This window comes from Streptomyces sp. NPDC026394 (assembly GCF_055567735.1).
Window position 1 is genome coordinate 1 of sequence record NZ_JBVHPX010000004.1, and the last position, 26,647, is coordinate 26,647.

Annotated in this window: 21 protein-coding genes and 8 pseudogenes; 9 read left to right on the forward strand and 20 right to left on the reverse strand. The window is 70.0% G+C overall.

Annotated elements, in window-relative coordinates; translation table 11 throughout:
• The 4 genes and pseudogenes from ACZ4QV_RS11545 to ACZ4QV_RS11560 all read right to left on the reverse strand — a co-directional run.
• The coding region (locus ACZ4QV_RS11545) for a class I SAM-dependent methyltransferase (protein ID WP_467762821.1) at positions 1-368 on the reverse strand (368 nt) is incomplete at its 3' end.
• Positions 369-440: 72 nt separating this feature from the next.
• A complete protein-coding gene (locus tag ACZ4QV_RS11550; protein WP_361593062.1) occupies positions 441-677 on the reverse strand; it encodes a hypothetical protein in 237 nt (78 codons plus the stop codon).
• Positions 678-896: 219 nt separating this feature from the next.
• Positions 897-1,789: pseudogene (locus tag ACZ4QV_RS11555) on the reverse strand (DUF5655 domain-containing protein).
• A 156-nt stretch (positions 1,790-1,945) separates the two neighbouring features.
• Positions 1,946-2,497, reverse strand: coding sequence for a hypothetical protein (locus ACZ4QV_RS11560; RefSeq protein WP_361592479.1), 552 nt, complete (start codon positions 2,495-2,497; stop codon positions 1,946-1,948).
• 93 nt (positions 2,498-2,590) lie between these two features.
• Between ACZ4QV_RS11560 and ACZ4QV_RS11565 the strand changes: the two are divergent.
• Positions 2,591-3,360 (forward strand): annotated as a pseudogene (locus tag ACZ4QV_RS11565) (transposase).
• Between the two features lie 181 nt (positions 3,361-3,541).
• Here ACZ4QV_RS11565 and ACZ4QV_RS11570 read toward each other — a convergent pair.
• A pseudogene (locus ACZ4QV_RS11570) lies at positions 3,542-4,449 on the reverse strand (IS3 family transposase); the annotation flags it as partial.
• A 169-nt stretch (positions 4,450-4,618) separates the two neighbouring features.
• Positions 4,619-4,735: pseudogene (locus tag ACZ4QV_RS11575) on the reverse strand (mini-circle protein); the annotation flags it as partial.
• 177 nt (positions 4,736-4,912) lie between these two features.
• Between ACZ4QV_RS11575 and ACZ4QV_RS11580 the strand changes: the two are divergent.
• Both ACZ4QV_RS11580 and ACZ4QV_RS11585 read left to right on the forward strand, forming a co-directional pair.
• Positions 4,913-7,075 (forward strand): hypothetical protein, encoded by a 2,163-nt coding sequence (locus tag ACZ4QV_RS11580; protein WP_467762822.1) that lies wholly within the window; start codon positions 4,913-4,915, stop codon positions 7,073-7,075.
• Positions 7,076-7,469: 394 nt separating this feature from the next.
• Positions 7,470-8,564 carry a serine integrase family protein gene (locus tag ACZ4QV_RS11585; RefSeq protein ID WP_467762823.1) on the forward strand — a complete coding sequence of 365 codons (1,095 nt, stop codon included), beginning with the start codon at positions 7,470-7,472 and terminating at the stop codon, positions 8,562-8,564.
• 41 nt (positions 8,565-8,605) lie between these two features.
• On the opposite strand, the gene ACZ4QV_RS11590 is transcribed toward ACZ4QV_RS11585, so the two are convergent.
• Complete coding sequence (locus tag ACZ4QV_RS11590) at positions 8,606-9,337, reverse strand: SDR family oxidoreductase (RefSeq protein ID WP_361618546.1); 732 nt, start codon at positions 9,335-9,337, stop codon at positions 8,606-8,608.
• A 130-nt stretch (positions 9,338-9,467) separates the two neighbouring features.
• On the opposite strand from ACZ4QV_RS11590, the pseudogene ACZ4QV_RS11595 reads away from it, so the two are divergent.
• Positions 9,468-9,905: pseudogene (locus tag ACZ4QV_RS11595) on the forward strand (TetR/AcrR family transcriptional regulator); the annotation flags it as partial.
• A gap of 517 nt (positions 9,906-10,422) precedes the next feature.
• Here ACZ4QV_RS11595 and ACZ4QV_RS11600 read toward each other — a convergent pair.
• The 3 genes from ACZ4QV_RS11600 to ACZ4QV_RS11610 form a co-directional block, all read right to left on the reverse strand.
• Complete coding sequence (locus ACZ4QV_RS11600; RefSeq protein ID WP_361639770.1) at positions 10,423-11,124, reverse strand: GAF and ANTAR domain-containing protein; 702 nt, start codon at positions 11,122-11,124, stop codon at positions 10,423-10,425.
• 695 nt (positions 11,125-11,819) lie between these two features.
• Positions 11,820-12,287 carry an ATP-binding protein gene (locus tag ACZ4QV_RS11605; protein ID WP_361592044.1) on the reverse strand — a complete coding sequence of 156 codons (468 nt, stop codon included), beginning with the start codon at positions 12,285-12,287 and terminating at the stop codon, positions 11,820-11,822.
• A gap of 216 nt (positions 12,288-12,503) precedes the next feature.
• A complete protein-coding gene (locus ACZ4QV_RS11610) occupies positions 12,504-13,001 on the reverse strand; it encodes an STAS domain-containing protein (RefSeq protein ID WP_467762824.1) in 498 nt (165 codons plus the stop codon).
• A gap of 635 nt (positions 13,002-13,636) precedes the next feature.
• Between ACZ4QV_RS11610 and ACZ4QV_RS11615 the strand changes: the two genes are divergently transcribed.
• The gene (locus ACZ4QV_RS11615; RefSeq protein ID WP_361158016.1) at positions 13,637-13,933 is read left to right on the forward strand and encodes an STAS domain-containing protein; all 297 of its coding nucleotides are present in this window, start codon (positions 13,637-13,639) and stop codon (positions 13,931-13,933) included.
• Positions 13,934-14,412: 479 nt separating this feature from the next.
• On the opposite strand, the gene ACZ4QV_RS11620 is transcribed toward ACZ4QV_RS11615, so the two are convergent.
• The gene (locus ACZ4QV_RS11620; protein WP_361639772.1) at positions 14,413-14,967 is read right to left on the reverse strand and encodes a chaplin; all 555 of its coding nucleotides are present in this window, start codon (positions 14,965-14,967) and stop codon (positions 14,413-14,415) included.
• A 550-nt stretch (positions 14,968-15,517) separates the two neighbouring features.
• Between ACZ4QV_RS11620 and ACZ4QV_RS11625 the strand changes: the two genes are divergently transcribed.
• Positions 15,518-15,985: a lamin tail domain-containing protein gene (locus tag ACZ4QV_RS11625; RefSeq protein WP_361158010.1), complete on the forward strand. Its 468-nt coding sequence runs from the start codon at positions 15,518-15,520 to the stop codon at positions 15,983-15,985.
• Positions 15,986-16,402: 417 nt separating this feature from the next.
• On the opposite strand, the pseudogene ACZ4QV_RS11630 reads toward ACZ4QV_RS11625, so the two are convergent.
• The 3 genes and pseudogenes from ACZ4QV_RS11630 to ACZ4QV_RS11640 all read right to left on the reverse strand — a co-directional run.
• Positions 16,403-16,603 (reverse strand): annotated as a pseudogene (locus tag ACZ4QV_RS11630) (sigma-70 family RNA polymerase sigma factor); the annotation flags it as partial.
• A gap of 611 nt (positions 16,604-17,214) precedes the next feature.
• Positions 17,215-17,811 (reverse strand): 3-isopropylmalate dehydratase small subunit, encoded by a 597-nt coding sequence (locus ACZ4QV_RS11635; protein ID WP_361158008.1) that lies wholly within the window; start codon positions 17,809-17,811, stop codon positions 17,215-17,217.
• A gap of 102 nt (positions 17,812-17,913) precedes the next feature.
• A pseudogene (locus tag ACZ4QV_RS11640) lies at positions 17,914-18,330 on the reverse strand (aconitase family protein); the annotation flags it as partial.
• Positions 18,331-18,384: 54 nt separating this feature from the next.
• Between ACZ4QV_RS11640 and ACZ4QV_RS11645 the strand changes: the two are divergent.
• The 3 genes and pseudogenes from ACZ4QV_RS11645 (at position 18,385) to ACZ4QV_RS11655 (ending at position 21,065) form a co-directional block, all read left to right on the forward strand.
• On the forward strand, positions 18,385-19,374 hold the full coding sequence (locus tag ACZ4QV_RS11645) for a helix-turn-helix domain-containing protein (protein ID WP_467762825.1): 990 nt from the start codon (positions 18,385-18,387) through the stop codon (positions 19,372-19,374).
• Positions 19,375-20,107: 733 nt separating this feature from the next.
• Positions 20,108-20,750 (forward strand): annotated as a pseudogene (locus ACZ4QV_RS11650) (PAS domain-containing protein); the annotation flags it as partial.
• 93 nt (positions 20,751-20,843) lie between these two features.
• The gene (locus ACZ4QV_RS11655) at positions 20,844-21,065 is read left to right on the forward strand and encodes a hypothetical protein (protein WP_361158001.1); all 222 of its coding nucleotides are present in this window, start codon (positions 20,844-20,846) and stop codon (positions 21,063-21,065) included.
• 308 nt (positions 21,066-21,373) lie between these two features.
• Here the strand turns inward: ACZ4QV_RS11655 and ACZ4QV_RS11660 are convergent, their stop codons facing one another.
• The 6 genes from ACZ4QV_RS11660 to ACZ4QV_RS11685 form a co-directional block, all read right to left on the reverse strand.
• Entirely contained in the window at positions 21,374-22,339 is a 966-nt protein-coding gene (locus ACZ4QV_RS11660) for a ribosome-inactivating family protein (protein ID WP_361157998.1), read from the reverse strand.
• A gap of 577 nt (positions 22,340-22,916) precedes the next feature.
• Positions 22,917-23,204, reverse strand: a complete 288-nt coding sequence (locus ACZ4QV_RS11665) for a hypothetical protein (protein WP_467762826.1) — start codon at positions 23,202-23,204, stop codon at positions 22,917-22,919.
• 565 nt (positions 23,205-23,769) lie between these two features.
• Complete coding sequence (locus ACZ4QV_RS11670; RefSeq protein WP_361157995.1) at positions 23,770-24,207, reverse strand: lasso peptide biosynthesis protein; 438 nt, start codon at positions 24,205-24,207, stop codon at positions 23,770-23,772.
• Positions 24,208-24,311: 104 nt separating this feature from the next.
• The gene (locus tag ACZ4QV_RS11675) at positions 24,312-24,587 is read right to left on the reverse strand and encodes a PqqD family protein (RefSeq protein WP_361157993.1); all 276 of its coding nucleotides are present in this window, start codon (positions 24,585-24,587) and stop codon (positions 24,312-24,314) included.
• A 77-nt stretch (positions 24,588-24,664) separates the two neighbouring features.
• On the reverse strand, positions 24,665-26,380 hold the full coding sequence (locus ACZ4QV_RS11680; protein ID WP_361592027.1) for an asparagine synthase C-terminal domain-containing protein: 1,716 nt from the start codon (positions 26,378-26,380) through the stop codon (positions 24,665-24,667).
• A gap of 74 nt (positions 26,381-26,454) precedes the next feature.
• Positions 26,455-26,577, reverse strand: a complete 123-nt coding sequence (locus tag ACZ4QV_RS11685; protein WP_361157987.1) for a lasso RiPP family leader peptide-containing protein — start codon at positions 26,575-26,577, stop codon at positions 26,455-26,457.
• Positions 26,578-26,647: the final 70 nt, after the last annotated feature.

The following is a 26,647-nucleotide window of genomic DNA, read 5'->3' on the forward strand; positions in this document are numbered from 1 at the left end:
TCGCGCAGGTCGCACTGTGAGGTGGGCGCGTGGGCGTTGGCCATCGCCACGAACACCGGGTTGAGATCGACACCACGCACTACATGCCCATACTTCTGGAATCGCGCAAGGTCGCGGCCCGGACCGCACCCGGCGTCGAGGATCAGCGAAGGCGCAGGCAAGGACACCGCGAACCGCTCGACACGATCCGCCATCTTCGGAGCGTGCACCGCCGCGTAGTCGTCGGCATGGCCGCTGTAGACGGCGACTGATTCAGCTACTGGGTCCAACTGTCCCCTGCCGGATGTGGTGCGTGACTTCATTGCACCTACCCTGACCTGCCGCTGCATCGGTATCCAGTGGTCAGAACGAAAGGGGATCAAGCTCATACGCTCGCACCTCACCCATACAGGCGACAGTGCGCCGAAGGACACAATAAGCGTCACCCTGAAGCGCAGAGGTCAGTAACCGGGCCTGGTCACCCAGCGGATGGCCAGGGCGCAGGCGAGCCCCAAGACCGTAAGGATGCCGGCCGTCTCCAGGCCCCACCGGATCCAGGCGAGCCACTGATCGGTAAGGGCGACCAGCAGGAGGCCGCCCGTCAGCACCAGCACGGCCAGGGAGAAGGCGAAGACGGCCCCTTGGGTCCCCTGCGACAGGGGGCGATCCCACCAAGACGGTGAGGATTCAGAACGCATACCGTGACACTCCCTTCCTATAGGCGACAGCCGGGTAGGCGTTCGACGCACCGAGCGCCTACCCGGCGCTTTGTATCAGCGGCCCCCGGTTGGCCAAACCGGGAAATCACCGCACCATTGAAAGTCCACCGCCACTTCTGCCCCGCCGTCGAAAGGCCACCGACACCAGACCTGTCACAACTTCATCCCGGCCAGGACGCCGCCCTACAGCGTCTCGCGCTACGCCGCGGCGTAGCTGAGGCGGAACAGGTCCTGGGCCCGCTCCAGGTCCCGCTCCGTGCGCAGCCGGACCTCCAGGTTGCCGGTGCCGTGGTGGCCCAGCCCCGTTACGTCCCGGGTGAAGCCGGGCACCAGGCCGACTCCTTCGGGTCGGCCTTGAGGTAGACGAGCAGCTTGGTCTGCTGCGGCGGGCACACGCAGGCGAAGTTCCGCAGCCGCCGGTACGCCCGGTAGAGGCGGTTCTCGGTCGTGGTGATGTCCTGCCCCAGGCCCAGCAGTCTCTCGTCGACCGCGGCGGCCAGCTCGGCCATCGCCCCCTGCGTCAGGTGCCCGCGCGTCCTCTCGGCCATGCGCCGGCGACGGGCCGCCCCAAATCCCGCCGTCTGCCCCGTGACGGAGGCCACCGTCTCCAGGCCGACGAGCCGCTCGCCGTAGAAGCGGTAGCGGACCAGGTCGATGCTGCGCCGGTGCTCGCGCACGGCGTGCACGTCGTAACGGGTGAAGTCGCCCGCCACGCAGATCAGCCGCGGCGCGCTCCACCGCACCTGCGAGGCGGCTGCCGCTCCCAGGCGCTCGCGGGCCAGGTGCCCGAACTCGGCGCGGTGGTCCATCAGCCACGCCAGGTAGAACAGGCCCTGGTTGATCACACCCGCATCCGTGCCGCGCTTGTACTCGACGACCACCGGCGCGTCGTTCTCGTCCAGGCCCAGCGAGTCGATCCGCCCGCCGTGCACCGGTCCGGTGCTGTACTCGCTCGCCAGGAACCGCACGCCCAGCATCGTCTCCATGTGCGCCTCGATGAGGTGCTGCACATCCGCCTCGACCTCAGCAAGACGCGGCGCAACCTCGCTCACGCCGCCATTCGCCGTGTGGAACAGCTTCAGCCCCGACACCTTCCCCTCCTCGACTCCGGGACTGCCAACGCCTGCGAGGCCCACGATTGTTCCGCGCAAGGCCGCGAAACGGTGAAGATCATGTGAGAGCCTGGGGGCTGTCCCGCAAAGATCTTGGATCCGAGTGCGGAGCAGCCTGCGGAGCTGGCGAGGTGTTCAGCCGGTGGTTCGTGAGGTGTCCAGGGACCGGGCGAAGTCGGCGAGCGTGTGGAAGTCGTTCTCCCGGAGGCCGATCCGTGGGTTGATGTGGTGGAGGAGCCCGGGCCCTGGGTGGTGGGCGGTCACGTAAGTCTGATCCAGCTCGCTCTGCTCATCGTCCACCCAGGCGAAAGGACGGCCGCCTGCGTGGTCCACTAGCGGTCCGGTCTTCCAGTGGACTCCATCAGGGCGTTCTTGGAGCAGGACGTCGCCGAAGTTCACGAAGGGAAGTTCCGGAAGGCCGAGGACCGGTGCGATCCACCGGTTGGCGTCGTCCATCCATGTGGTGGCCCAGCACAGCTCGAAGCCGAGCCGGAGCAGGATTCGTCCGTGCTCCGGGTTGAGCCAGACTCGCAGGGGGCGTCGTCGGGACGACAGGCCCCTGTCGTCCTGATGGGCGTCGTTCCGGGGGACCCGGAGCGTGGTGTAGCCGTCGGGACGCCTCTCCGGCTTGGCTGCATAGGGGTTGAGTGGCCCGTCCACGTCGAGGAACAGCAGCGGTCGGTTCACGGTTTCCCCCGGTTTTACTCACTGTGGACTGCCTCGATCAGCGTAGCTGTGGGCATGCCTCGGCATGAGGTCGGCCTGAGTGATGATCATGGTGTGACGAGTGTGATCACGGCGTCGGAGCCGTCCTGGACAACCCCGTTCGCAGGGCTGAGCCCGCGCTGCTTCGGCAAGCTGCTGACCGCGCTCCGACGCGATGGAGCAGATGTGATCCACCGAGGCCGTCCGTGGAGTCTGCCGCTGGAGGACCGGGTGTTGCTGGTCACGGCCTACTGGCGAACGAACCTGACGTTGCGGCAGCTCGCGCCGCTGTTCGGCGTCTCGAAGTCCACGGCCGGCCGAGTCATCAACCACCTTGGACCCCTGCTCGCAGTCCAGCCCCGCAAGCGGTTCGCCAAAGACACCGTGCTCATCGTGGACGGCACCCTGGTCCCCACCCGTGACCACACCATCGCCGAGCGGTCGAAGAACTACGTTACTCCACCAACCACCAGGTCGTCATCGACGCCGACACCCGCCTGGTTGTCGTGGTCGGCCGGCCGCTCGCCGGGAACCGCAACGACTGCAAGGCGTGGGAGGAGTCTGGCGCCAAGGCCACCGTCGGCAAGACCCTCACGATCGCCGACGGCGGCTACCTGGGCACCGGCCTTGTCATCCCGCACCGCCGACAGCGAGGCCAGAGCCAACTCCCGGACTGGAAGGAGGAGCACAATAAGTCCCACAAGCAGGTCCGGGCCCGGGTCGAGCACGTCTTCGCCCGCATGAAGACATGGAAGATCCTCCGTGACTGCCGCCTCAAGGGCGACGGTGTCCACCACGCCATGCTCGGCATCGCCCGGATGCACAACCTCGCCCTCGCCGGATAGGTCGTAGGCAGCAGGGTGGCTGGCCCGCTTGCACGAGGCGACTCCAAGATCTTTGTGGGACAGCCCTTAGCTCTGTGGCCACTCGGATCCCTCGTGTCCCCCAGACATCGGAAGCCCGCCGGTCCCCCATGCGTCCCCCGCGCCCCGGAGGACCGCACCAGCGGAGCACGTTTTCCCAGAGGCTGGTGTACTGGGCCCCGTGGCCGGTGTGCAGGACCGCCCCGGCGAGGCTGCCGCGGGTTTGTTCGGCGGCGGTCAGGGCGTCGGTGACCAGGTCGGTGCGCATGTGGTCCGCGATCGCCCAGCCGGTCATGCGGCGTGAGGCGAGATCGATGACGGTGGCCGAATACAGGAACGTCCCGCCGTCCAGCGGGAGATAGGTGATGTCACCGACGTACTTCGTGTTTGGCTCGCGTGCCGTGAAGTCACGGCCGACGAGGTCCGGGGCCTTCGCCGCGGCCGGATCCGCGACAGTGGTGCGGTGCCTGCGGCGCAAGCGCACACCTGCCAGACCGATGCTGCGCATCACCCGCGCGATCCGCTTGTGGTTGACCCGCTCGCCCGCCTCGCGGAGTTCGGCAGTGATCCTGGGGACGCCGTAGGTGCCGTCAGACTCGCGGTGCACGGCCCGTATCCGGGCGGCGAGGCGGGCGTCGGCCGCCTGCCGTGCGGCCCGGTCCGCGGCCGTGCGACGCCAGTAGCAGAAGCTGGAGCGGGCGATGCCCAGGATGGTGCACAGCCGCTTCACGCCGTAGCGGCGGTGGTGGCCGGCAACGAACTGGAAGCGGTTCACCAGTGCGTCTCCCCGGCGAAATACTTCGCCGCCTTCCGCAGGATCTCGCGCTCTTCTTCCAGTTCACGGACCTTCTTGCGCAGAACGGCGTTCTCCGCCTCCAACGGCGTCGGCGGCTCGGTCAGCACCTCCGCCCGGCGCCCCCGGGACCGGCTCGCTCCGGCCACCCGGACCCAGTTCCGCAAGGTTTCGGGGTTGATCCCCAGATCGGCGGCGACCTGCCTGATCGTCGCCTCGGGCTCGGGCACCTCACCCCCGCCGAACACGAGGCCACCCACTACGCGGCCGAACCCCACCCGTCACTCCAGAAATCCAGCTAACTCACTCTCCACCAAACCCGGGGCTTGACAGTCCTCGATCCCTGTCTAGGGACTGGTCGGCGGGTCATGTGACACCCAACTCGCGGTCGGGGTTTACCCGTCATGGTGCCCGGTCTTCCTCGCCGAGGAAGACCGCCTGGAATCAGTAGCACTCAACCCAACGGAGGCAGTTGATCACTCCGCTCATGGTCATCAGCAGAGAGCCCGGCACGAGCGTCCTGCGGGCGTTCTCCGCCGAGACGCCGTCGCAGCCCGTGCGGCTGGCATGGGCCAATCTCTGAAGGGACACCCGCAGGCAAAGGTGTCCCAGAGGTGTCCCGATTCTGGCAGAAGAGGTGGCCGACAAGTCACACTTGCCCAAGATGTGACATAGCATCGAGTCGGACCGCGGGTTGTTGTATTGCTGTCCCAGTGGCCGGTACGGGGGACGGAGCGGCAGTTGGGTACGAGCGTCCAAGTACAGAACGTGCGCGGGCAGTTGGTCGTCGGCGATCACAACGACGTCAACGTTGTGAACCACATCGTCGTGCTGGACCACGGATCGTCCGTGGCGCCGAGCGCTGGGGGGCCACCGCAGGTCCGACGCCGCCCCCGGCCGGCGGAGTGGGTCCGGCCCCCACGAGCGCCTGTGCTGCTCGGGCGCGACGGGGAACGCGCCCGCATCGACACCCGGCTCGCCGAGGGTTATGCCGTCCGGGTGCACGGCCCGCCGGGCAGCGGCAGGACGGCCCTGCTGAGCCGCGTCGCCGCGGACCGCGGACCGGACGCCCCGGTGGTCTTCGTTCAAGCGGCCGGCCTAGGCGTCGAAGATGTACTCCAGCAAATTTTCCAATCCTGTTACGACACCGAGGACTACAAGCCCGGCACGGCGCGCCTGAAGCGGCTTATGGCGCCGGTGGAAGCCCTGGTCGTCGTCGACGACTTCGAGGATCCCGATCCCGGCGGGCTTGCCGCGCTGCGGGACGCGCTACCCGGCTGTGACGTGCTGGCCTCCTCGACCGAGCACGGTTCGGCGGAATCGGGGGCCGGTATCCGAGCCTGCCGGATCGGCGGTCTGCCGGTGAGCGCTTCGCTCGCCCTGCTCGAACAGGAACTCCAGCGGCCGCTCAGCGACGCCGAGGCCCGGGACGCCGCCCGGTTCGCCGCCGAGGTGCACGGGCATCCGCGCGCCTTGGTCGCCTCGGCGGCCCTGTTGGAGGCGGGAGGCAGCGCCGCCGCCACGGCCTTCACCGCAGACGAGGCCGCGGTGGCCTCCGGGCTCGCCGGACGGCTCGGGCAGGAGGCCGCCCGGCTGCTCGGTGCCCTGTGTGCCTTCCATCCGCTTCCCGTGCCCACGGCCCTTCTCGGGGCGGTCGGTGCCGGCATACCCGCGCCGGGGGCCTTGGCGGAGCTACAGCAGTTGCGCCTGGTCACCCGGGAAAGTGGCGGCTACCGCGCCGGTGGTCAGCTCGCCGTCCTGACCGCCCAACGGTCCGGCGCCCTGCGGACCGCGTCCGGCGCCGCCACCGCACTCGCCGACTGGATCAGCCAGCGTCCCGGCCGACGTGAGGTCGCCGCCGGGACAGGGCTGGTGCGGCGCGCGCTCGCGTCGGCGGCACAACAGGGCCACGACACGGCCGTACGGGATTTGGCGCGGGCCGCCGCACCTGTACTGGCCCGCAGCCTGTGCTGGGGTGCCTGGAAGGAGGCGTTGACGCTCGGCGGCGCGGCCGCCACCAGGCTCGGTGCCACCAAGGACATGAGGTACTTCGCACAGGAGGAGGATGTACGGCGCAAGGCTCTGGGCCTGGCGAGTGCGACCGCGGCGCTGGCTTCCGCGGCAGGCGGCATCACCGCCGGCCAGGCCATTGGCGGTACGGGCCCGACGACGGCAGATAGCCCGCAGGAAGGCGGGGCCGAACCGCCGGATGGCTCAGGATCAGCAGCGAGCACTCCACTGGCGGCCGGGATCGGGGTGATGGTGCTGGGCGTGGGGGGCCTGCTGGCAGGACTGCTCACCTCGGGTGGCGACAGCCCGCCTGCCGCCCGCTCCGAGCCCACCTCCCATTCCGCTCCCGGCTTCACCACCGCTCCCGGCCACCACGGCACACACGCCCCCTCGCGCCCGGGAGCGGGCGGGTCCTCCGAGAAGCCTGCGGAGCGGGGCACCAGCCAGGGCGGCAGATCCCGGCTGCCTGCCTCCGGCCCACCGGACATGCCGTCCTATCCCGCCACCCCGCCGTCCTCCAGCCGCCGGCCTTCCGACTGTCAACTGGAGGGTGAGAACTCGTCGCAATTCCCTACCGTGCGCGTGGGGAGCGAAAGCAGCCGCACTTTCACCTACACCGGCTACAACTGTGACACCAAAGAACACGTCACCTTCTCCATCATCCCGCAGACCCAGCCGCCATCCTTGACCGTGCAGCACCAAGGATGCTCGACCACTGGTGACCGGCAGATCGTCTGCACTCTGGTCGTCACCTTCCGCCCCCAAGCCCCCGGCTCCTATACGGCGCGGCTGGAGGTGGCCCACGACAACGACAGGATCGGCATGACCATCCCCGCTGAGGCTTCCGCCACCATGGAGTCGCCGTCGGAGGCAACCGCGAGCCCCAGCATCTGAACAGGCGTGCACCCGACACCATGCGGTCGCTTCCTGGAGCCGAAGTGACATGTGTGGTCACAGGAACGGCAAGAGCGGGCAAAGGAAGTGCAGTCCGAGCGGAGATGGTGCAGTGTGCGCATCCTGACGGGCATCGGGCCACAGGAGGTAGGTTCGACCATGCCCGAGAACCAGATAACTCCGCCCGTCACCGTGACGCTTCAGGCCGGACCCGCTGGCGCCGGAGCACCGACGACTTCGAACTGTTCTACGCCCGCCGCGCAGTGGACCGCTTCCGGACGCTGCTCGGCCGCCAGGGACTCCTCGACCTCTTGGCCGCCGAGATCGGGGAGGGCAACGCCTTCCTGTGCGAAAGCGCCCGTACCTCCGACGGCACCTTCGGGGGGGCACCACCGTGCTCGCGACGAAGGGCCTGAGCTCGGGTGAGTGCCCGGCCTGGATGGACAAAGCCTTCGCCGGCGACGAGAAGCCGCTTCTCACGGCGCACCCCGAGCACTACGTGATGGGCACCGATGAGATCGGTGCGCGCGTGGTGGAGACCATCGGCCCCCACGTCGCCTCCCTCTACATGGACGGCTGGGGCACCGACGCGCTGGACTGGGCCAAGGACGCGGCCGAACTCCTCCCAGAGTCAGGGTTCCTGCGAAAGATGTCCTCCAATCTCTTCCAGGCCGACGGCACCGTCGTCGGGCGAGCGCTGATCCAGTTCGGCGACACCGCCGACGGCTTCACCGCGAACCTGACGGTCTACGTCCCCGTCTCCTGCCCGGACGAGGTCCTGGACCACCACCTGCGGCGCTACGCCGTCGAGTTCATGCGCGCCTGGGCCGGGACGCGGCCGAACTCACCGCGCTCGCCGACCACCTCACCGCCCACGGCCTGGCCCTGGAGATGCTCGCCGGCCCCCTGCCCGATGTACGACCCCCGCGGGCCCGGCCGCCTGCTGCTCGCGTTCTTCGCCGCGTTGGCGGAGAACCAGCGGGAGAACATCCGCGAGTCGCCCCTCGAAGGATTCGACGCGGCGGCCCGCAAGGGCAAGCACGGCGGCCGGCCACCCGTCATCACCGAGGACATGCTGCACACCGTGCTCCGGCGCCGGGCGAACGGCGAGTCGGTCGAGCGGATCCAGCCCGGCCTGATCATCCCCACCGGCAAGCGCAAGGGTCAGGCCCTAAGCGTCGCGAGCATCTGCCGCGCGCTCGCCAAGCGCGGGCAGCAGGAGGCGTACCCCGAAGCCGTCGCCCAGGCACACGCCGACTTCGCCGACCTCCAGGACGCCTACGGCATCCCCGGCAGCCTCGCCGAGTCCGCATCCGGTGGCCGGACGATCCGCTCACCCCGGCGCCGGCCGGAGCGTGATCAATCTAAACGGCACTTTCTGTACCGCAACTACTCACACCCGGCGAGGCCCGTGAGTTCAGTTGAACTGAAGCTTGTTCAGCGGGAACTCGGGGGTCGGTCCGTATGCGTCGACTGGGGGTATCCGTGAGTTCGCCAGGAACGTGGGGGCGGGCTGCACGGTTGCGTGCACTATCCCTGGGCGGTGGGGCGAACCACGATGTCACTTACATCGACACCGTCCGGCTGCTCGACGGCAAAGGCGATGGCGCGGGCCACCGCGTCCGGCGAAAGAGCGGTCTCCATCATCTTGTCGATCTGGGTCTTCACAGCCGGATCCATGCGCTCTGCGAAGTCCGTGCGGACGGCGCCGGGCGAGACGACGGTCACGCGCAGGCTGTCACCGGCCTCTTGCCGCAGGCCCTCTGAGATGGTCCGTACAGCGTTCTTCGTGCCGGCGTACACCGACTGGAGCGGCACGGTGCGCAGTCCGGCGGTGGACACGGTGTTGACGAAGTGCCCGAAGCCCTGCTCCCGGAAGACGGGAAGGGCTGCGGCGATCCCGTACAGGACCCCTTTGAGATTGACGTCGATCATCTCCTCCCAGTCCTCGACGCGCAGGTCATCCAGACGGGAGATCAAACCGACCCCGGCATTGCTGACGAGGACGTCGAGCTTGCCGTACCGATCGCGGGCCAGCTTGACGAGGCCGGACATGTCCTCTCGTCGCGTCACGTCCGTGCGGACCCAGGCGGCATGACCGCCGGCCTTTTCGATGCGGGCGGCCAGACCCTCAAGACGCTCCGGACGGCGTGCCCCGAGGACGATCTTCGCGCCGCGCTCGGCGAGCAGGAGTGCGGTCGCCTCACCGATGCCGCTGCTGGCACCCGTGATCGCCACGACTTTTCCTTCGATTCCCGACATGATGGACAGCCCTTCCAGCGGAGGAGTGGGGGCGGCCGCGCCCTACAGTGAAAGTGGAGGCACCGCCACTTCGTCGGACACTAAGCGGCGGTTCCTCCACTTAGCAAATGGAGACAGGGAAGAGCCGCCGATGACCCGGGATGCAGGACGCCCGCTGCGGGCTGACGCACAACGGAACCGGGACAAGATCCTGGCCGCCGCGGTGCGTGTGTTCACCGAGGAGGGACTGGACGCGCACTTCGAGCGCATCGCCAAGGAAGCGGGCGCGGGAACCGGCACTTTCTACCGCAACTTCCCGACCCGGGAGGCCCTGATCGAGGCGGCGTACCGCAACGAAGTGGCCCGGCTGTGCGACGCCGTCCCCGGCCTCCTTGCGGCGATGTCACCGCCTCAAGCCCTGCGAGCCTGGACTCGCCGATTCATCGACTACGCCACCGCCAAACTCGGCATGGCCGACGCCTTGCGAGCCGTCGTCAATTCGGGAACCAATCCCTACGCCGACAGTCACGAGATGATTCAGGCCGCCCTCTCCTCCCTCATGGACGCCAATACCGCTGCCGGAACGATCCCTCGCGGAACCCTCGCCGTTGGGCCAGGGTGGCGAACACCTCGTCGAACCGGGCCGCGTACTCCTCCATCGGTCCCGGCGCGGGCGGACAGGGACGTCGGGAGGTCATCGTCAGCCTCCAGCACGTTAGTCGAGCTCCTACCACCGGCCTACGGCGAGCCCGTCGTGCCGTCAACCACGCTACGCCGGGTTTAACGAACTACCGGTAAACACCCGCTTCGTCTCTCCACGGCCCCGCCCGGTCGGCGCGAGCCATCCGGGGCGCCACCGTTCGCCTGACGTTCCGCCAGTGCCGGTTTGCTGTCGTGCTGCCGCGGCAGGGCAGCGAAGTGTTCTACTGCGGGCAGGGAGACATCTACACCGACGCAAGCTTCACAACGACGCAGCTTGTGCAACGGAACAACGCGCTGGGGCGGGGAGCCGGGATCGAAAGCAGGCACTCGCCCGGACGGACGGGTACCCGGCACGCTGTCGTCAGCCAGGATGCCGTGAGACCACCGGATGCCTGTCAGCCGGGTCAGTTGTCACCGCCGGCCGTCGGCCGCCGGTTGTGGAGGATGTCGTGGGCCAGGGCGGGCAGCGGGCGGCCGGTGGCGAAGGCCAAGGCGCGCAGGCGCGCGAGGGCGTCGGCGACGGAAGTGTCCAGGATGCCGGCCAGCACTCCGGTGGCCCGGTAGGTGGTGCCCCAGTGCGCGTCGATGGTCTCTGCGGGCTCCCAGGGCAGCGTGTCGTCGGCGGCGAAGTGGGGCAGGCAGAAGTCGGCGACCAGTGCCGCGGCCGCGTCCATGGCCGCAGCCGCCTGAGTCAGCGCCAGAGCATTCAGGCGCAGCGGGTCGAAGCGCACGCATTGCGCGGTGCCGAAGGTGTGCGTGCCGAGGGTGAGCGGGAAGGCGTAGACGGCTGCCACGTGCGCTGCCTCCTCCTGCAGGCGCGGGGCGAAGAAGGGGTAGGGCATCGGCTGGGTGTGCAGGTCGGGGTAGAGCACGGGGCGGCCGGTGGCGGCGGCGTCGGTGCCGGGGCCTTCGCCGGTTTCGAACTGCACCTCTTCCAGGCACAGTGCCGCCGCTCCGCAGGTGCCCAGTACCTGCTGGGAGATTGGGCTGGTGGACAGGCACAAGGACACCTCCTCCACCGGCAGGCCCCGGCACAGGGCCGCGCACAACCGCTGGGGAAGGCGGGCCCGGTCGCGCTTGCGGGCGGCCGCATGCACCAGGCGCACGCCGTCGAACCCGGGCGCCGTGCGCCCCTTGTTCTTCCCACTTCGTTGACACACCGGTGCCGAGTCCCCGTTCCTGTCGTTTGCCAACGTGTCCTTTCGGCCGAACCGGAACGCGACCGTCAGCCCCGGCCGGCCCGGCGCGGTCCTGCGGGACAGCGCACCCGGCCCTCCGCAGAAACACGCGCAAGGGCAGGGAGACGGAGCTGGCCTTCGGTCACGGTCGGCAGCTGCTTCGTCGGCATCATGCGGCTCCTGCATCGCGCTCCGGCATCGCCGTCCAGATTTTCGCCAACGCCTTGTCCGCAAGACTCTTGGGTCTGCTGTGCAGGCGGCCCGCCTCGTGCTCGCATCTCGTCGAGGCGGGCCGCCCGTACGGTACGCCAGCCGGCCCGGGCCCGGAGGCGGAATCGGCAAAGCCCGCCCGAAGACCGCACGGACCACGGACGGCGACACCACGAGGCGCATGGGACACGTCGTCTTTCCATGGCCAGGGGGTGCGGCGAGCCCCGACCGGGCCCTGAGATGCAGCACCCAGCTGGTGCGGCGCACCGCGCCGCTCAGCAGCTTGACGGGGATGGCCGGTAAGGGCCTGTTCCTGTGAGCCGGGCTGCTGACCGTCCTGCTCCCCTGGGACCGCAGGTCGCCGCCAACAGGCGGGGATGACCCGGGCGTGAGGGCGGCGCCCCCGGACGTCCTCACGCCCGCCTTCGGGTGCTGCCGTCAGCCGCAGCGAAGCCGCCGGCCACTTCGGCCGGCTTTCGATCGGTGCCAAGCGTCGCCCGGACGGTCTTGCCGCCGCCCAGATCGCAGCGGACATCCAGCGTCTGGGCTATGGCGCCAACCAAAGCCAGGCCACGGCCGTCTTCCGCTTCCCCTCCGACTGGCCGGGGCCGGAGCCGGGCCGGGCTGTCATCGTGCACTTCGACGCTCAGGTGCCCACTGTAAAGGCATAAGCGCAGGCGGCAGGCGCCATGCGTATGGCGGACGGCGTTGGTGACCAGTTCGGAGACCACCACCGCCGCGTCGCAGGTGTCGACGGGGTGCCGCCCGGTGTCTTCTCGGCCGAGGTACAAGCCGGTCAGGCGCCGCGCCCACAAGGCCGCGCGCTCGGTGTGGGGCAGGAGGTACTCGGCTCGCAGGGTGCGGGCGTGCGGCTGGTACATGGGGCTCGCTTTCCGGGTACGAAGGCGGGACGGCGGGTGAGTGCCGGGTGCCCTCAAAGCCCCTGGACAACCGGCCTGCCCGGCAGTTCCGGCGACACCCGGCACACCGGGCGGGCGTACGCCGGGCGCACGCCCGCCGGGAGACCAGCGACAGCACCGGACCTGTACTGCAAAAAATGTTGCAGGCCGCCGAGAAGCTCGGCCTCTTCTGCACGGTCACGCGGGTTTCGGCCACGCCCCCTGCCGGCCTCCTGCCAGGCATCCGGCAAGCTCATGGCGCCATGCCGGGGCGTGGGGCCAGGCACAGTGCAGGGGGCCAACCCCGCGTACGGCCGATCCTGCGGATGCGGCAGCAGAGCGGACGGCTACGGCCCGGGCCGGACGGCCTGCACAGGCGTCCTGGACGGTGGCGTAGCGGGGAAAGCGTCGAGTCAGTCCGGTCAGCCGGAGCAGCCGGCCGATGGCGGGCTGATGGTAGACCAGGCGCAGCCAGCCGCCGTCGGCCTCGCCGCGGGCCAGGGCGGTTTCGAGTTCGGTGAGGGCGCTGGTGTCCATGAAGGTCACGGCGGTGAGGTCGGCGATGAGGCGGGCCGCGGGTGCTGCCTCGTCTCCGCGAAGGAGGTCGCGCAGCGCCGGGGCCGTCGACAGGTCGAGTTCGCCGGTGGGCCGCACCGTGCGGACCTTCCCCTGCGGTGCGGGACAGCGAATGCTCAAGTGGGACAGCTCCTTGCCGGAAGAGGGCACCTGCGACAGGTGTCCTGCCGACGGTGGGACGCCACCTTACGGACCGCACGGCAACCGTCGGAGCAAACGGTTTCCCTATCAAAGGAATGCGCTCTTCCGCCTCCTTGCGCTCGCGTGCGGCCGTGAACTGACCACATCTGAACGGCCGATGCGGCTTTGAGTCCACCCCCTTCGAACAAGGGACGGGGAGGGGAGCAAGGCTTCGTCCCTCGGTCTTCGGCTGCCGCCCGGTGCCGTGGTCCTCGGCGCGCCATGCTCCTGCGTGCGCCACCCCCTGCCGGTTGCCCCGCGCAGGTGCCCTGCGGCCAGGGACTGGTGAGTATTCTGCGAAGAACAGCTACCCGTGGCAGGAGAGAGGCGTAGAGAACTTCGTTCCGGTGGGACGGAGTGGCGCTCGGGCGGCCGGGTATGTCAGTGGCACGGTCCTCGCGTTGCGCCATGCGAGCTGCGCGCTCTTGGGCCTGGGCGCCCAACTCTGCGACTGTGAGGCTTTGATGACGGCGGCACGGCCTGCTCAGTACCATCTGCTGGCCCTGCCTGACGGGTCGTGCGAGACAGTCAGCTGTCTGGCCTCCGTCATCCGGTGCGGCGCGACAGCACCCACGGTGATTCTTGATGTGTCGGCGGTGGAGCGGCTGAGTATCGATGCCCTGGCCGTTTTGGTCCGCAAGGCCATGCGCCTGCACTCGGTCGGCGGTGAACTGCTGCAGGCCGGGCCCTGCCCCGCCGTACGCAAGGTCATCGAACGGACGGGGACCGGTCCGCTGCTGCCCGTTTACGCCGACACCACTGCCGCAGTCCGCGCGCTGACCGACGACGGCCGCACCTGGCGCCGCCTGGAGCTGACGGCCGGGCGCGGTGCGCTCTTCGCCGAGCCACCGTCACCGCCACCATCGCTGTGACAGCACTGACCGTGACGATTGAGTGAAGGAACCGCAACGGTACGTGACCGCAGGGGCGGGGCTTCGTTGCTCCGTCCAGAAGACCGCCCGGGCCGCGAAGAGGAAGCCGGTGATCATGGCGCACCGTGGAGCACGTGCGGGCCCGACGCCCCTGCCGCGGCGCCGGGCCGGAGTGCTCGACTGGCGGCTCCCGCTGCTGGAGCCGCCAGGTGCGGCTGGTCACGCAGTGCCAGCGGGGCGGGGGTCAGTCGCGCGGGCTCCGGCTGCGGCGCACGAGTGCCATACCGCCGAGCAGCAGAGCGCCGCTCGTGGCAGCCGCAGCACCGAGGTGTTCGCTGCCGGTGTGTGCCAGGGCCGGGGCCTGGGCGGCGTGCCCGGCCTCTCGGCCCCTGCCCCCGGCCGGGGTGGCGGCCGACGGGTTGCGGGAGTCCACTTCTCCGGCGACATCAGCCGGCGGCCGGTGCCCCGGCCCCTGAGGATCAGTGGGCGGCTGGTGACCCCCCCCCCGGCCCCGGAGTCCCGGGTACCTCATGCCCCGGCGGCCGGTCGCCGGGCGGCTGATGGTGCCCCGGGGGCTGGTGCCCCGGTGGCTTATGCCCGGGCGGTTTGTGGCCGGGAGGCTTATGACCGGGGGGCTGGTGGTTGCCCGGCGGCTTGTGCCCCGGAGGCTTGTGGCCAGGCGGCTGGTGGCCGCCTGGAGGCTTGTGCCCGGGTGGGCGGTGGCCGCTGCCGGTGCTGGCGCAGTGGTTGGCGAAGGCGGGGTTGAGCAGGCCGATGACGTTGACGGTGTTGCCGCACAGGTTCACCGGTACATGCGCCGGGGCCTGGAGCAGGTTGCCCGCGAGAACGCCGGGGGCGGCCGCGGTGCGTCCCGCGGCACCTGAGTCGGCATGTGCGCCCACCGCCGTGCCGGCCAGTATTCCGGTCGCCGTCGCGGCGACCAGCACGCTGTGTTTCACGAAGTGCTGCACGTGTGGTCCTTCAACTTTCGAAGATGACGAACCGGGCACCTGGTGCAGACCAGGTGCCCGCATCCCGAAGGGATATCGCCCAGCCCCCTGCGCCGGGGAACGCCGCCCAAGCGGCGAACACCCCGCTCACCGGTCCTTGTTGAGCAGCCATGAGGGAACCGGGCAGGAACGCTGAGCGCGTCGCATCGGATCAAACGATCGGTACGCCGGAAGGCAACGCACGGCTCTCCGCACACCCCACTGCCTGAACGGTTCTCCCCTCGCCCGCAGCGCCGTCGCGAACCCTCTTCGGCATGGACATGCGTTCCCAGCAGCCCACGCCATACCTGCACACCCGTGCGGGAGGCCACCCCCGCGCGCCACGAGCCCGGAAAGGGCCAGTTCACGGACGTGTGCGGTGCGGCGTGCCAGGGGGCGTGTGGCCTACGGCTGGGCGCCGGGGCGTGCATGGTGGACACACAGGGGTTGTGCAAATGTCCGGGTTCTGTAATGGGCCGTCGCATGTTCAACCACTGTCTGCCGCACGGGCGCACAGTGAGTCCGCCCGGCACCCGTCCGGGCATCTCGTCCTACCGGCCCCGCCCGCGGCGGGGCCGTCCGCAGGAGGTTCACCTTGTCCCGTTCCGCCCGTCTCGCGGCCCTCGCGCTCGGCTCGGCCACCCTCGTCGGCGCCGCCGCCCTGCCGGCCACGGCCACCGACACCCGCACCCTGCCCGCCACCCACCGCTCCCCCGTCGTCATCGGCGCGGTGCAGGCCGACAGCCCCGGCCGCGACGACGGCTCCAACCGCTCCCTGAACGCCGAGTGGGTCACCGTCAAGAACACCGGCCACCGCCCGGTCAACCTCAAGGGCTGGACCCTGACCAGCGAGCGTACCCACAAGACCTACCGCTTCAACCACCTGCGCCTGGGCGGCCGCCAGGAAGTGCGCGTGCGCACCGGCCACGGACGCGACACCTGGCGCGACGTCTTCCAGAACCGCCGCAACTACGCCTGGGACAACCGGCGCGACACCGCCACCCTGCGCAACGACCACCACCGCATCGTCGACACCAAGCACTGGGGCCGTCATCTGCGCTAGCCACAGCGCGGGGCCGTCTCCCAACGGCCCCGCCTGCCAGGTGCGCCGCGGCCACGGGGAAGGCTGCGGCGCACCGCCGACTCGCGGCGGCCGGTACCGAGCTTGGGCTCACCGTGCGGTGTCGCAACAATGAGCTTCGCGTCGGCGTGCGCCCGGCGCGAGGAGATGACCATGCTTCCCACCATGGCCACGCACGGCTGCGCGCCACAGCACCACCGCTCGCAGACCGAGGCCGACCACGTGATCACCGAAGAGTGCACACGGTGCGGCTACCGGATCTCCTACGGTCCCGCCAGAGTCAGCTACCCCTTCCTCTTGCCCTTGTCACAGCCAACGCCCCGGCCCTGCACGCAGCCGGTGTCTTTCACGCAACGGGAGGCATCAACGGGGTGGAGCCCACACCGAAGCACCCATTGATCACGCAGCGGCCCCGTACTCCTGCTCCGCGTTGTGCTCCACCTCCGCCCGAACCCGGGCCAGGGCCCGGCTGATCAGGCGCGAGACGTGCATCTGGGACAGGCCCAGCTCGGCGGCGATCGCGCTGTGCGTCATGTCCTCGAAGAACCGCCAGTACAGGATGCGGCGCTCGCGTCCGGGCAGCCTGCGGCCCGTTTCCCGGACGAGTACGTGCGAGGCGCCATCAGGTTCCTGAACGAGAACAGCATCGGCCGCCACTCCGGCTTCGCTGCAGCGACAGGCCGGCACGGCGTATCAGGACCAGCCCGTACGGGACGAACGGGCAGCGGGGCGGCGGCTGGAACCGCCGCCCCGCGGGCTCAACACCCGGCACCGTACGCTCCCCGAGCATCCTGGCCATCGCCGGCCGGTGCCCCTGACAGGTAACCGCACACCCACCGGACAGGCTGGGCCATCCGGTGCTTGTCCAAGCCAACGATCACCTCTGGCCCAGCCTTTCGCGGTCTTCCTCAGAGAGCTGCCGCGGCAGAGCCAACGGTCGAGGTACCAGGGAACCGAAGGGAGCCATGGGCCTACGATCAAGGTGTCCACTTGTGTGACTGTGCAAGGGCAGCCCGGTCACTCTGGAGTCGGCACCGGTTCCAGGTGACCTGTGATGTCCAAGCTCGCCGTCGCGACCTGACACTTCCTTCCGACCGCTGCGCCTGACGGCGACTCGGTGCCGACTACTGCATCCGACACGATCCTCAGCGCGTTGTGCCCCGCATGGGAGGCCAAGCTCCCCGGGCTTATCGTCCACTGGGAGCCCGGTGTCACAGACGGGCTTCGTACATCCTCACGAGGGCCTGACACACGACCTGCGTGCTTCGCGTCAAGGTGCTGGTGCTCTTCAGCCCGATGCAACTGCGTCGAACGCTCCTCGTTCGACGGCCGGCAGCCAGGGGGCGCGGTCCGCCTCGCGCTGCGATGGTGTCCTCCCGCAGCAGTGTCTGCTCGATGGCGTCCTGGCCTTCCAGCAGCATTCGGCGCGCCCGGTCGTCGACCGGGAAATCGGCGCCGCCGTCCGCCCAGCGCAGGCAGCGGGCCCGCAGGTCGACGGTGAGCCGGAATTCGGGGTCGGCCTCCACCCGGTCCACCAGCCCCTCGATCACCGGCGCCGGCAGATCGACCGGGATGAGTCCGTTGTTCAGTGCGTTGCGCCGGAAGATGTCCCTGAATCCGGTGGCCACCACGGCCAGGAAGCCGCCGTCGCGCAACGCCCAGACGGCGTGCTCGCGCGAGCTGCCGATGCCGAAGTCCTTACCGGCCAGCAGGATCGTCGCGCCGCGGTGTTCGGGCCGGTCGATGACGCAGTCGCCCCGATCCCGCCAGCGCTTGAACAACGCATCCGCGTAGCCCGATTTGACCACCCGCTTGCAGAACTCCGCGGGCAGGATCTGGTCGATGTCGTCGGCGCACGGGCACCGCGGTGCCGGTGTGCTGGGTGGAGGGTTGCACAGGTGTGAGACCTCTCATGCCAGGTCGGTGGGGGCGGCGAGCCAGCCGGTGACCGCCGTGGCGGCGGCCACCTCCGGGGAGACCAGATGGGTACGGGCGGCGGTGCCCTGCCTGCCCTCATAGTTGCGGTTGGAGGTGGACGCGCTGCGCACTGCGCCTTCGAGCCGGTCGGTGTTCATCCCCAGGCACATCGAGCAGCCCGGCGACCGCCATTCGACGCCGGACGCCAGGAAGACTTCGTGCAGCCCTTCGACCTCGGCTTCCTTTCGGACCTCCATGGAACCGTGGACGACGAGCAGGCGGGTGTCTGCGGCCACGGAGCGCCCCTCGATGACGGAGGCCGCAGCCCGCAGGTCCTCCAAGCGGCCGTTGGTGCACGAGCCGGGAAAGACCATGCCCGGTACGATGGGCGGCGCCCCGAGGACTGCGCCGTACTGCGCGCCGCGCCCTCTTGTAGCTGGCCCGTTGAGAGAGAATGTGGCGCTGTGAGCGCGGGAAGTTCCACCCAGCCTAACCTGGTTGAATTCTCCAGTACCGACCCGGAAGCATGCCGGGCATTCCTGGACGCCGCCTACGGTGCCCGCCTTCAGGTACACGGCCTCGGCCCGCACCAGAAGATCACTCACTGCCGGTACGTTTTAGGGGAGCTCTCCCTCGACCGGATGGTGCTGGCAGCTGACATCACCTATCGCCGTGAGCCCCTGCAGCCCCTGCTCTTCTCGTCCCTCCAGGGCACGCACGGCCGCCTGGAACATTCCTGGGGACACGACAGCCAGCGGTTCGGCCCGGGCGACGTGCTGTTGATCTCCCCGCCCGACGCCCCCTGCGTCGGCCGGGTTACCGATGCCCAATTTCGCACGGTCGGCCTCGCGACAGAACAACTGGCCATGGCGGCGGCAGCTTCGGGCCTGCCCGCTGGTCCGCTGCGCTTCACCGACTCCAAGGCCGTAAGTCCTCAGATGGCCAGGTACTGGAAGCGCACGGTCGCGTTCGCCCTGGCAGAGGTCGCTGCCGGCCCGGAAGCCGTCGCCCAGCCCCTGGTCCTCTCCGGCATCACCCGTCTTCTTGCCACCGCCGCGCTCGCAGTCTTCCCCCACACCCTGAACCACCACAGCGACCCCGCCGCCTCCGCGTCGCGCGACGCGACTCCGTCGACGGTGCGCCGGGCGGTGGCCTTCATCGAATCGCATCCCGACGCCGACATCGGCCTGTCCGAGATCGCTGCGGCCGCGCACGTCAGCCCGCGGGCTCTCCAGCACGCCTTCCGCCGCCACATGGACGTCACACCCACCGGTTACCTGCGGCGCGTCCGTCTCGCCCACGCCCACCAGGACCTCGTCGACGCCACCCCCGGCAGCGGTGCCACGGTCACCGCGATCGCCGCCCGCTGGGGCTTCGCCCACCCGAGCCGCTTCGCCGCCACCTACCGGACCGCCTACGGCCGCACTCCCCAGCAGACCCTGCGCTCCCCGTAGACATCTGGGCGGTGCCAGTGAAGCGGCGGGACCAGCCGTGCCTGATGTCCGGTCCCCGCCGCCCGCCACTCGCGTCGGCGGGGTCGGGGCCAACGCAGGCTGTGAACGGTTCGTACGCAGCCGCTCATCGCTCCATACTCCGCTGCCGCACCGCCCGTGGATAGCACGCAAAACGACACCCGGCACGCACCTGTCCACGAAACGACACCGCGTGGCCCCGTCACGGCGCCATCGGACCGGCCAGCACACGAGTTCACAACGGCGGCGGCGCCGCAGCCGCTGGCTGTCACCAGCGCCGCCGAGGCGGTGCACATCGGCGGACCGGGCGCTGCCGTCACCGGCATCCAGCCGCCATCGGTCCGGCCCGCCGCATCACCCGTCTGGTGCGACCAGCGAAGCCAGCCGGTCATGCCCAGCCATTCGGCCTCCCGCCCCCCGCTGGTAGGGCCGAGCAGACGTGCGCCTGCCTGGAGGTCCTCGTCCCGCCGGGCTCTCCTCCCCGCCGTCCGGCCCGCCGCACCCAAGCGATCGCCACACGATCGTTTCACGGAGCCGAAGTGACCCATGTGGTCGCAGGAACGGCAAGAGCGGGCAAAGGCCGTGCAGTCCGAGCGGCGGTGGTGCAATGTGCGCATCCTGTCGGGCATCGGGCCACAGGAGGTACCCCGGCCGCCTGCGTGACCAGCAGGACCAAGGTCGTGGGTGGGGATGCGCCGTGCGAGATGAGGCACCGATGACGTCAGTGGCACCCCCGCGCAGCAACCCCGGCCGGCCGGAGCTGTTCCGGCAGCTGATGGAGTGCTCGCAAAACCCGATCCTGACCAAGACCGCCGACAGGCGGATCACCTTCTGGAACACGGCCGCCGAGCGCCTGTTCGGCTACCGGGCCGGCCAGGCCGTCGGCCGCCATGTCGAGCTGGTGATCCCGTCCGGTCTCAAGGCCGAGGAAGCCGGGCTGCTGCGCCGCCTGGCCGCCGGGGAACGAATCGAGCACTACGAAACCCGCCGCCTGACCCGCGACGGGCGGCAGCTGGACATCGACGTGACGCTGTGGCCGATCCGCGACCGCAGCGGCACCATCACCGGCGCCTGCTCGACGATGCGTGATGTCACCGGCCGCAAACGCGCGCAGCAGGAACTGGCCGAGCTGCGGCACCTGTCCCTGGCACTGCGGCTGATGGGCGAGGCCGAACGCGTCCCCGGCACCGACGCGGCCGCCCGCTACCTGCCCTCCACCCAGGGGCGCGGGGTGGGCGGGGACTGCTACGACCTGATCGACTTCGGGGCGGGGCGCACCGGGATCATCATCGGTGATGTGATGGGCTGCGGCCTGGAAGCCGCCGTGGTCATGGGCCAGCTGCGTTCGGCGGCCCGGGCCCTGGCGCTGCACGGGGTGAAACCGCGCGAGCTGATGGCGACCCTGGATACTTTCACGGGCCGGCACCACGCTGGCGCTGTACACCGACGGTTTGGTCGAGACCCCGCACAGCGACATCGACACCCGCATCACCGCCCTGACGGCGGCGCTTGGGCGAGCCCGCTCGCAAGCCGGCGACCTGGAGAGGGCTGCCGACCACGTCGTGCAGGCCATGCTGCCCGATGTCACCGCGGCCGACGCCGCTGACGATGTGACCCTGCTCCTGATCGCCTTCCCGGCAGCCCCGCCGAGCACTACGAGCGCCGGTTGCTGAAGCTGCCTTCGCCCCGGCGCCCCCAGGGCGTGGCCACCGTACCTGCGCGCCAGGCAACTGGGCGGATTGACCGACACCGCCGTATCACTTCATCAAGGCTTCGCAAGCCCGCCTATTGACAGCTATCCTGCTTCGGCTCAGATGGCGGGTGGCCACGGCGGCCGACGGCGCCGGGTTCCGCGGTTTCCGGGCCGGGGCAGGCGGCCGGTGCCGGGTTCGCTGCGCCCTGTATGCGGGCCGGCCGCGCCCCCTGACTTTGACAGCGGGGCACACGGTCGGCGTGTGTGGTGTGGCGGTCTGCTGTGAGGTCAGTTGCCGGAGGCGTACAGGGAGATGAAGGGGGCGATGCGGGGCGCGATTGACTGGTTGTCGCCGACGCCGCGGCTGACGTCGGTCCAGTTGCGGTAGGTCCGGTGGTCGACGGTCACCGGACGGGTGGTTTCGCCTCGCAGGCTCTCGTGGACGGCTCTGGACAGAGACGACCACGCGTTCTCCAGGCCTACGCCGAAGTTGCCGAGGTTCTGCACGGTGCCGTCCGACTGGGGGTCCCGTCCGTTGAGGATGACGGTGTCGATGCGTCGCTGGATCCAGCCGAAGCGGGCTGCTTCCGAGGTGGCGCCGATGACCGCGGCGATGTCTCCACGGTAGCGTCGCGTGTCCCCGTCGCGCACATGCCGCAGGCTCTGCATGGCGTTGGCGAAGCGTTCTGAGGTGTAGCGGAAGTTGCCGCGGTCCTCGCCGGGGTCCAAGTCGCGGTAGCGCCCGGTGTAGCCGAGGTTGTTGAAGAGCGGGAGCGGCCCTCCGTAGTGGGCCTGCAGTTCTCGCGCTAGGGACGAGGGGGTGTCGCTGAACCGCCAGTGGACCCCGTCGACGGCGAACCCGAGCAGGTAGAGGTTGCTCGCGCTGAAGTACAGCGCGATGTCCGAACGGAAGTTGTCCCAGATCCGCATCTCGATGATGTTGCTGTTCAGCTCTCGCGGAGACTGGGCCATTCCCGCATCCGCGTAAGTGAGCGGGTGGCTTGCGAGCTCCCGGAGCTGATCCACCATGTACCGGTAGCGGCGGGCGTTGGCGCTCGTCTCTGGAGTGACCTGGCCGGGGGTCTGGTACCGGAGGTAGTTCGACATGTTGAAGTCCATGACGGTCCAGCGCTGGGTGGTCTCGGCGTATGCGGGCTTCGCATTGCCGGTCAGCAGGCTGCACGCGGCGAACAGGGCAAGGCAGAGAATGCCGAGCCGCCGGCCGAAACGCCATGGTGCGGATATCGGATGCATCGAAGGTTCTCCTGAAACGTTCTGGTCGAGGTGGCTGGCCGGCGAGGGTGCGGCCGCAGTTCCGGGGCCCGGCGACCGCAAGACATCAGGCGGCCCGAGGCCGCCGAAGACCAGGACGGACGAGCCACGGCCCACGGCGGGTGTCCCTCACTCTGCCGCGCCGACCTAACGGTTATCTAACGTCGGCCCCCCGCCCTGCCCCATCGAAAACCGCCCACCCCGCACCAGCGTTGCACCAACCCGCCAACCGCCAGAGACAGTCAATGATCAGCGGATACGACACAGGTTCGAACAGGGCAGCCATGCTTTCGCCGCGTACCGCCAACGCGAGGGCACCTCTGAGGAGCCCGCCGGTCGTACCCGCAGACCAAGCAGCAGCGCAGCCGAGCCGACGGCCCCGGGCCCGAGGAACGGGCAGAGCCGACGGGCCTGCTGGGAGATCCCGCCCCTGAAAACGGCGATCCTGAGCTGGGCCTCGGGTACGCGTGGGCCCAGGCGCGCGCCGAGGCTGCCTTCACAACCGGCCACAACCAACGGGGCCCCGCAGAGACTTTTCACCGCAGCGTGCCTGCACGGGCTACGCGCCGGACTCAGCGACGACATCGACTCTCTTGACCGCCACCTCCCGCCCCACATCGCTGCGATGGCCCGCAAGGCGGCGCCTGTCCCGCGTCACGTCGACGCGCCAGCGGGTGCGCTTCTCCGGCGGCGGAGGGGCGAGGACGGTGTAGTCCTCGCCCTCGATGGGCTGCACGATCGGGTGCGGAGCGCTGAGCTCGACAACGCTCGGGCATCGCTGCTTGCTGATGCGCGGCGGGGTCGTACGCCCGGTCCGCACAGCGGTGGTGCGCAGCTTCTCCCGCACCACCGCGCCGGTGAGGACCGCCCGGTCGTAGCGCAGCGGGACGCGGGGAATCTACCGCTCCCCCGGCCCCGGACCGGTAGTCGGCACGAAGCGTGCGCACCGGGGCCGGCCGGCGACTGCGGGTCCTGGTCGGACACGACGGTGGGTGGGCACCGGGCGGGGTCGAGGTCGGACAGGCCCCACCGGGCGGTGTGGAGCCGGTAGCCGGGCTCTTCGCCACGCGGCGTCTTCGGCTCGCTGATGTCCAGACAGTGGGTGCCGATCGCGGCGCTCACGATCTGGTCGTCCAGGCCGGGGTCGCGGTGGCGGCCACGGAGTACGTGAAGTGAACGAAGCCAGCCGGCGGGCTGGGTGGGGGCAGCAGGCGGCCGTGCGCGTCGTAGGTGTAGTCGTAACACTGCCGTTGGTGTCGATCCAGGCGGTCATGCGGTGCGCGTCGTCGTACTCGAAGACCGTCGCGGTGCCGCTGGTGCCGGTCACCGAGGTGAGGTTGCCGCCCTGGGGCATGGCCCGCCTGCACAGCCTGGCCCGATGGGGCCTTGCCCGAGGACGGCCGCTCGGACGGTCAGTGGAGCGCGGTGCACCCGACCCGTTGGAGCACCGTGTGGCCGCTCTGGACGACCGGGACGTCGTTGAGGACCTCGCCGTACAGTTCGGTCCATGAGTGGAAGGCGAACCGGGCTCCGATCGACGACCGTTGCCGGGCGATGATGGTCTCGGCCGGCAGTCCGAGCACTGACAGGTGGACAGCCAGCGCGAATGACCTGGCCAGACACAGTGCGTTGGGCTCGGTCAGCCGTACCACGAGCTGACAGCGGGCCAGTTCCCGGCGGGCGAGGCGGACGGCCGTGGCCTCCGGCAGGCCGCGGTGGGCGCCCGTGGCCGGCCGCAGATCGCGTAGACGGGTCTGCGCCACGCCCCAGCCGTGCCGCCTCAGGCCCCGTAGAGCCCGCGCGGTGTGCACGGCGGCGGCCAGGTGCGCCGATGGGGGCGTGCGAGGCACGGGCCCGGCCGCATCCTCGCCCCACAGCAGGAAGGCCCAGTCCGCGGTCGCCCGGTCAGCAGCCGTCCGGTTCGTGGTCGTCCGGCTCCCGCTCGCCCAGCCCGTCACGGCGACACACCACTCGGCACGATGAGGCGGCTCTCGGCGAGCTGGGCGGCGAGCGAGGTGATGCCCTCGCGCAGTTCGCTGTCGCCGGCGTCGATGCGTGTCGCGAGGTCGCGGACGGCTTCGTCGTAGGTCTCGCAGCGTATGGCCGCTTCCAGGATGAGGGTCGCGGTGGGGTTCAGCTCGAAATAGACGCCTTCGGTGGTGTCCAGGAGGACGCCCGTACCGTCGGCAGGGTCGAATACGGTCTGTTCGGCGAGGCGGATCAGCGGCATCGTAGATCTCCTGTCGCAGGGGCCGGAACCATGGCGGTCGTTGCGTGGACATGGGCCCCGAGGCGTGCGTCCGGTGTTCACGTCCCGGGCACCGGGGCGGTCTTGTGCGCCAGGTCATGCAAGAAGAGTTCGACCATGGCCGTACACAGCAGGTTCTCGGCGTTGCGGCGCAGGGCGCGCGGGTCGGCGAGGACGGTGGCCAGGCGGTGCGGGTCGACGATGCCCAGGGCGGTCAGCCGGGTGTCGGTCCCGCCCAGGATGTCCGCGATGGCGTCCGGGTGGCGCAGGCACCACGTCTCGTCCGGTGAGCCGAGCCAGTCCCGCCCGTAGTGCCGCCACACGCAGGAGGGCACCCCGCGGCGCGCGGCGGCGAGACGCAGTACGGGTTTGTCGATGGTGCGCCCGCCGTACGGGATGACCCGGTAGGCGTTGGGCAGCCGGGCCGACAGCCGGCGCAGGTCGCGCCCGCCCCAGGGCTTGGCGCAGTGGATGCCGTACGGCCGCCAGACCGTGAGGTTCAGTGTGTGCTCCTGCGCGGCCGAGTCCGGCTCGTACCGCTCGGGGCCGGCGTCGGGGGCGGGGACCAGGAAGTCGCTGGCACGCTCGGTTTCAGCGGTTGCTTCGGGGTCTTCGTAGAGCGAGCGTCCGGGGCGGAGGCTGCGGATGATCCGGCTCAGTTCCCATCGGGAGCTGAGCAGGCCGTTGGCCATGGCGAACCGCTCGCGCCACAGCACGTCGGCGACGGCGACGTCGTACAGGCCGTAGCGCAGCGGGCCGAAGACGATGTCTCCGTCCAGGCCGGTGAGCAGCGTACGGACCCCGTCCTGGGCAATCCGGCGGGCCGTCAGGTCCAGGCGGCGGAACCAGACGTGGTTGAAGGGCAGCGGGAAGTCGTGACGGTCGGGGAAGTAGGGCTCGTCCTCACCGGGCGGGTCCACCGTCACCAGAGGAACCGACAGCGCGCGGCACACCTCGCGCGCCCGCGGCGATTCGTCGGCGAGCGGGTCGGTGCTGCGCATGTGGTACGCGGTGACATCGGCCCCGTGGTCGGCGAGCGCGGCGAGCACGGTCGCGGAATCGACGCCGCCCGAGAGCAGGACCCCGGTACGGCCGGCGGACGCGTACCGGCGGGTTTCCTCCCGAAGCAGTTCGTAGCCGACTTCGGCGTAGGTGCGCAGTGAGGTGCGGCGCGGGATCGGCAGTTCCGTTATCTCGTCGTACGTCTCGGTATGTGTGGACCAGCCGTCCGCCACGACGAGCCGGCCGGGAGACAGCCGCTCCAGGCCGGGGAAGACGAAGACGTCCTCGCCCCGGCACGCGCGCCAGAGGGTTTCGTGGTCGAAGCGCGGCGGGCCGTCGACCAGGTCGCGCGGGTCACTCGACCAGCGTGTCCAGCCGTCGGACGCGCGGAAGAAGAGCTGATCGGCGCTGCACACCCCTCGGAAGAGGACAATGCGCCGAGGCGTGACGATTGCGCCGGCGACATCCGGCCCCAGTTGGCGTAGGGCGGCGTACGCGCCGCGGTCCACGTCGCGGATCAGGCTCTGCACCCGTTCCGGTGGTAGTTCGCGCGGGGGCGGTCCGGCGAGGGAAAGGGAGGCATGGGAGAACGGCTGGAGGGTGCCGCTTGCGGGAGTGGCCGTTCCCTCCGGGAGCCACTGACGCACGTAGCTGCCGGGCGGACGGTGGCTGCGGCGGGCGCCGAACGGTACGTACGCGTGGTCCACGACGGTCGCACCGGCGGCCACTCGTCCGGAACAGCCGGGAAACTCCGTCAGGTACTGGACGGCCATCGCTCTCCCCGCTCCCCGGGTTGGTCCCCGGCACGGGGCGGAACCGTCCGGCTCCGCCCCGTACTGAGAGTCGGTCAGAACAGGTTGCCGTGGCCAACCACGTCGGGGGTTCCCCGCCGCAGCTGCCCGGTCAGCTTCTCGACTCGCCCGATGCGGACGACCTTCGGAGGCGTGTAGCGCAGGCGCATCATCGTCACCTTCCTTCTGCTGTCAGGTCGGCGCCGCGCAGAACTTACGCGACATATAGGGTATTTTTCCCTCTATTTC

Excerpts from the sequence above, each read along its gene's own strand:
- ACZ4QV_RS11550 (WP_361593062.1), bottom strand. The coding sequence starts at position 677 with ATGCGTTCTGAATCCTCACCGTCTTGGTGGGATCGCCCCCTGTCGCAG.
- ACZ4QV_RS11590 (WP_361618546.1), bottom strand. The coding sequence starts at position 9,337 with ATGTCGGGAATCGAAGGAAAAGTCGTGGCGATCACGGGTGCCAGCAGC.
- ACZ4QV_RS11605 (WP_361592044.1), bottom strand. The coding sequence starts at position 12,287 with ATGTACCAGCCGCACGCCCGCACCCTGCGAGCCGAGTACCTCCTGCCC.
- ACZ4QV_RS11620 (WP_361639772.1), bottom strand. The coding sequence starts at position 14,967 with ATGCGGGCACCTGGTCTGCACCAGGTGCCCGGTTCGTCATCTTCGAAA.
- ACZ4QV_RS11660 (WP_361157998.1), bottom strand. The coding sequence starts at position 22,339 with ATGCATCCGATATCCGCACCATGGCGTTTCGGCCGGCGGCTCGGCATT.
- ACZ4QV_RS11675 (WP_361157993.1), bottom strand. The coding sequence starts at position 24,587 with ATGCCGCTGATCCGCCTCGCCGAACAGACCGTATTCGACCCTGCCGAC.
- ACZ4QV_RS11680 (WP_361592027.1), bottom strand. The coding sequence starts at position 26,380 with ATGGCCGTCCAGTACCTGACGGAGTTTCCCGGCTGTTCCGGACGAGTG.